The organism is Hyphomicrobium sp., from assembly GCF_035572195.1.
Lineage (GTDB): Bacteria > Pseudomonadota > Alphaproteobacteria > Rhizobiales > Hyphomicrobiaceae > Hyphomicrobium_B.
This window is the reverse complement of the sequence record NZ_DATNBA010000156.1, coordinates 1-3,245: the sequence shown is the minus strand read 5'-3', so window position 1 is coordinate 3,245 and position 3,245 is coordinate 1. Positions and strand designations below refer to the sequence as shown.

Annotated in this window: 5 protein-coding genes and 1 pseudogene; 3 read left to right on the top strand and 3 right to left on the bottom strand. The window is 61.5% G+C overall.

Annotation, left to right across the window (positions count from 1 at the left end):
• The 3 genes and pseudogenes from VN623_RS13120 to VN623_RS13110 form a co-directional block, all read right to left on the bottom strand.
• Positions 1–191 (bottom strand): annotated as a pseudogene (locus VN623_RS13120) (hypothetical protein); the annotation flags it as partial.
• 256 nt (positions 192–447) lie between these two features.
• Positions 448–810, bottom strand: coding sequence for a hypothetical protein (locus VN623_RS13115; protein ID WP_325571606.1), 363 nt, complete (start codon positions 808–810; stop codon positions 448–450).
• Between the two features lie 178 nt (positions 811–988).
• Complete coding sequence (locus VN623_RS13110; protein ID WP_325571604.1) at positions 989–1,303, bottom strand: hypothetical protein; 315 nt, start codon at positions 1,301–1,303, stop codon at positions 989–991.
• A 151-nt stretch (positions 1,304–1,454) separates the two neighbouring features.
• On the opposite strand from VN623_RS13110, the gene hisA reads away from it, so the two are divergent.
• From hisA to VN623_RS13095, 3 genes are all read left to right on the top strand, one after another.
• Complete coding sequence (gene hisA, locus VN623_RS13105) at positions 1,455–2,183, top strand: 1-(5-phosphoribosyl)-5-[(5-phosphoribosylamino)methylideneamino]imidazole-4-carboxamide isomerase (protein WP_325571602.1); 729 nt, start codon at positions 1,455–1,457, stop codon at positions 2,181–2,183.
• On the top strand, positions 2,180–2,404 hold the full coding sequence (locus VN623_RS13100; RefSeq protein WP_325571600.1) for a hypothetical protein: 225 nt from the start codon (positions 2,180–2,182) through the stop codon (positions 2,402–2,404). Before hisA ends, VN623_RS13100 begins: the two co-directional genes overlap by 4 nt.
• Before the next feature lie 12 nt (positions 2,405–2,416).
• On the top strand, positions 2,417–3,245 hold an 829-nt coding region (locus VN623_RS13095), incomplete at its 3' end, for a GTP-binding protein (RefSeq protein WP_325571608.1).

Below are 3,245 nucleotides of genomic sequence, written 5' to 3'. Positions count from 1 at the left end.
AGCTCGTCGGGATGATCAAACAAGATCGCCAGCCGTCGCTTGATCTGGTCGGCGCCGAGCCACGTCTTGACGTACCAGACGCCGGGGCTGACGGGGGCATATTCAGCCGCGATGTAGGGAAGTGAAAACGAAACGGCCCAGGTATCCTGGTCGGGAGATTTGGGCGTGTGGTGGATCAGATAGGTTTTCATGGGGGGCGTCCGGTGCGTCGGGGGGGCTTGGAGGAGCGGCCAAAAACGCGGAACGCCACAAGGTCACAAAACGCAAGTTAGGACGGGTATTCGAGGCCAATCGTCGGATCGATCATTTGTAACGGGAGCCGGGGACCGAGGGAGGAGATCCCCGAGCTCTCATCATTGGTCTTTGAGCGGGACGGACCCGTTGGGGACGGCGTGGGGGGTGAAGCCCGCCCCGCCCAAAGACCTGAAACTCTCAAAACGAATTGACTCAACCGGCTCTGGCGAACGGCAGCTCAGGCTCGACCGGCTCGGGTCCGGGCGGCATCGGAAAGGCGATGATGTTGCCATCCGGCGCGAGATCCATGCCGGGCCGGCGCTGACGGAACCATCGCAGCGACGTATTGGTCAGGATGGCTTCGCGCTTCGTCGCCTGGATCAGCAGGCCGTCGTCGTCGGCGAGCAGGTCCTTCAACTCGGACTCAAGTTCAGTCTCGTCGCGCTCGGACGTGATGTACCAAGTGTTGGAGAGTGGGCGTGCCCACTTCTCGCCGAGGCCCATGATGAGCTGTGCGAGAACGTGCTGGTTGCGGTTTGGCTTGGCGAGATCATACGAAATCAAATAGGTGCGCATCGGGGGCTCTCCTGGCGTTGGCGCGGCGGGTCTCAACGCGACTCTGACCTTTCGTGGGGCGGCTTCAAGGCGCCCGTGAACGTAGGAAGAACATGCCACGAATCAACGCCGCTGTCCAGCTGTTGTTCTGATAATGTTCTTGTTTAATTCTTAATATCGTTGCAAGAACAACACAGAGCTAAGCCTCTGGAAATAGGCTCAATTGGCCGATATGCGACGCTGTCGGGATGCGCCGGTGGGGGCCGGGATCGATGCGCAGCTCAAGGCCCGGGAAACGGCGACGGAATTCATCGAGCGCCCGCGAACGGCTGCCGGGAAAGCGCGCTTCTTCCCAGATTTCATAGAGCCGGCGCGGATCGCAGGCGTAACGGCGTACGAGATCGGCGGGGCGGATGCGCAGCCAGCGCGCGATCCAGATGTCGACGGCGTCGTCCTCGCTCAGTGGACGGCGGGCGATGGCAGGTGGCGGTGCGACGAGGAACGCGGTGGCCATGAGAGATCGATGCTTCGTTTGCCGGTACGGTTTGTCGGCCAGCTTGACGTCAGGCGCGATCCGCTATTGATCGCCCCAGAAGATAGCAGACCGAAGATAGCAAACTGATGGCCGTGCGCCGCCCCTGGCGCGGAGCGGCGAGCGAGACCCATTGATCTTATTTCCAGCCATCGACTTGAAGGACGGCCAGTGCGTCCGCCTGAAGCTTGGCGAAATGAGCGCCGCGACGGTGTTCAACGACGATCCGGCGGCGCAGGCACTCGCCTTCGAGCGCCAAGGCTTCAAATATCTGCACATCGTCGATTTGAACGGAGCGTTCGCCGGGAAGCCGGTCAACGGCGCGGCGGTCGATGCGATCCTCAAGACGATTTCGATTCCGGCGCAGCTCGGCGGCGGCATTCGCGATCTCGAGACGATCGAAGCGTGGCTCGCGAAGGGCATCCGTCGCGTCATTCTCGGCACGATTGCGGTTCGCGATCCGGGACTTGTCAAAGATGCCGCGAAGCGCTTTCCAGGCCGCATAGCCGTCGGCATCGATGCCAAGGGTGGTAAGGTCGCCGTCGAGGGCTGGGCCGAGACATCAGAACTGACGGCCGTCGATCTTGCAAAACGCTTCGAGGATGCGGGCGTCGCCGCGATCATCTATACCGACATCGAACGCGACGGCGTCCTGAAAGGTCTGAATTTACCGGCAACCGCGGCGCTGGCACGGGCGACGCGCATTCCGGTCATCGCGTCGGGCGGACTTGCCTCGATCGCCGATGTGCGCGACCTGAAGAAGCCCGAATACAGCCGGCTCGAGGGCGCGATAACCGGCCGCGCCCTATATGATGGGCGGCTCAATGCCAAGGAAGCGCTCGAACTGTTGGAGACGTCATGAAAATCGGTGACAAGGTGCGTGTTATGAAAGCACCGGACAGCCTACCGCCCGATAACAAGCAGTTGTCGACGCTGTTCCGGGGCTGCATCGGCAAGACGTTTCCGATCGTCAAAATCGACGATGGTCTTGTCGAGCTGCACGTCGGAGAGGTCTTCGGCAAGCCCGCCGAATTCCATCAGATCTGGCTCGAGCCGGCGCAAGTGAAATTGATCGAGGCCTGACCGTTGAACGTGATGGAGCAAACCGTTCCGGTCGAGCCTGCTACGATGCCGCCCGAAATCGCGCGGCGGCGTACGTTCGCGATCATCTCGCATCCCGACGCCGGAAAAACGACGCTGACCGAAAAATTGCTGTTGTTCGGCGGCGCCATTCAGATGGCCGGTGCCGTCAAGGCCCGCGGCGAACGTCGGCGTACGCGTTCGGACTGGATGCAGATCGAACAGCAGCGCGGCATCTCGGTGACGTCGTCGGTGATGACGTTCGAGCGCGGCGGCCTCGTCTATAATCTGCTCGATACGCCCGGCCACTCCGACTTCAGCGAGGACACGTATCGCACGCTGTCGGCTGTCGATGCCGCCGTGATGGTGATGGACGCAGCGAAGGGCATTGAAACGCAGACGCGAAAGCTATTTGAAGTTTGCCGCCTGCGCGACATTCCGATCATCACCTTCATCAACAAGATCGACCGCGAAGGCGAGGACCCGCTGACGCTCTTGGATCAGATCGCCTCGGATTTGGCGCTCGATCTGGTGCCGATGGGGTGGCCGATCGGCATGGGAACAGATTTCCGCGGCGTTCTGGATCTGGCGGACAAGAAGATCCTTTTGCCGGAAAGCCAGGAGCGCGGTGCGCCCTACGGGCACGCCGAGCCATTGGACGCCCTTGAGGACATCCGGCAGATCGCTGGCATCGACGAACGAATCGCATCGCGGGTTCTCGAAGGCGTCGAGCTTGCGCAAGGCGCGTTGCCGTCCTTCGATCTCGAATCGTTCCGCGAAGGGCACTTGTCGCCGGTCTTCTTCGGCAGCGCGCTCAAAAACTTCGGCGTCGAGCAACTGCTCG